Below are 1,360 nucleotides of genomic sequence, written 5' to 3' on the forward strand. Positions count from 1 at the left end.
CAAAAACATCAAAAAATTAAAAGGAGAAGAAAATGCATATCGAATTCGTTTAGGGGATTATAGAATTGGTTTTTTTATAAAAGGCGATACTATCATATTCTCCCGTGTTCTCCATAGACGAGAATTTGATCGTTATTTTCCTTAAAGCAATAGAAAATTATAAAGTAGTAGGGTGGGCAGTAGAATCGCAGCCCACCGGCAGTAAATAAAATTAATCGTAGGGTGGGCAGTGCCTAAGACCAATCCCAAAGCTGGTAGTAGCTTTGATAAGCACTGCCCACCAACAGTAAATAAAATGAATCGTAGGGTGGGCAGTGCATAAAACCAATTTCCAAGGTTTCCATCGCTATGATACTTACTGCCCACCCTACATCAACTACTCCCTACTCCCTACTCCCTAATGATCAAAATTGCTCAGGATCGATATTAATATAGATATCCTTCAACTCAGAATAGACATCCAACGCTTCTGTGCCTGGTTCACGGGTACCATTACCAGATTGCTTGAGTCCACCAAAAGGCATATGAGGTTCACTGCCATAAGTACCGGCATTCACTACAGCTACTCCAGTTTGGACTTTCTCACAAAACCGTACTGCACGGTGGATGTTGCGAGTGTGGATCGCAGCAGTTAAGCCATAGGGGGAATCGTTGGCAAGAGCAAGAGCTTCCTTAAAGTCTTTGACCCGGTAGAGACTAGCAATCGGACCAAATAATTCACATTGAGAAATTTCCGCGTGGGGGTCTACATTCTCTAGCAGGGTCGGTGCCATATAGAAACCAGTAGCATGGTCAGGGTCTGTTAAGCGATCGCCTCCCACCAGCACCGTTGCTCCTGCTTGCTGTGCCTGTTTCACCGCTGCTATCATATTGATCAACTGTTGCTCATTAATCACTGGACCAAGGTCATCCTGGTCAGTGGGACCTAATTTTAATTCCTTAGTTTTCTCTACTAATTGGTCACGGAATTGCTCATAAATGCTATCAAAGACAATAATCCGACTAGCAGAAGCACAACGTTGACCAGCATTACTGAACACTGAGAGTAAGGTCCACTTGATAGCATTGTTCAAATCCGCATCATCACACACGACCAAGGGATTCTTACCCCCCAATTCCAGGGATACCCTGCCAAAGCGCTCCCCAGCTACCCGTTGCACAATTCGTCCTACTTCTGTGGACCCGGTAAAGCTAACCACAGCGACATCATTATGAGCAACCAAGGGAGCGCCAGCTTCTTCACCATATCCCTGAATAATATTGAGGACACCAGGGGGTAACCCAGCCTCTTGAGCAATTTGTCCAACTATCCAAGCCGTGGCGGGAGTGTCTTCTGCTACTTTTAATACAGCGCTATTGC

Annotated in this window: 2 protein-coding genes; one reads left to right on the forward strand and one right to left on the reverse strand. The window is 45.0% G+C overall.

All coding sequences use genetic code 11. The annotated features are described in order from the left end of the window. A partial coding sequence (locus F6K38_RS42075; RefSeq protein ID WP_502709673.1) for a type II toxin-antitoxin system RelE family toxin occupies positions 1-145 on the forward strand: 145 nt, incomplete at its 5' end. 259 nt (positions 146-404) lie between these two features. Here F6K38_RS42075 and F6K38_RS42080 read toward each other — a convergent pair. Beyond that, positions 405-1,360, reverse strand: a 956-nt coding sequence (locus F6K38_RS42080; protein ID WP_287360784.1) for an aldehyde dehydrogenase family protein, incomplete at its 5' end; no start/stop codon positions are given.

The organism is Moorena sp. SIO3B2 (assembly GCF_010692525.1).
In the GTDB taxonomy this organism is placed as follows: domain Bacteria; phylum Cyanobacteriota; class Cyanobacteriia; order Cyanobacteriales; family Coleofasciculaceae; genus Moorena; species Moorena producens.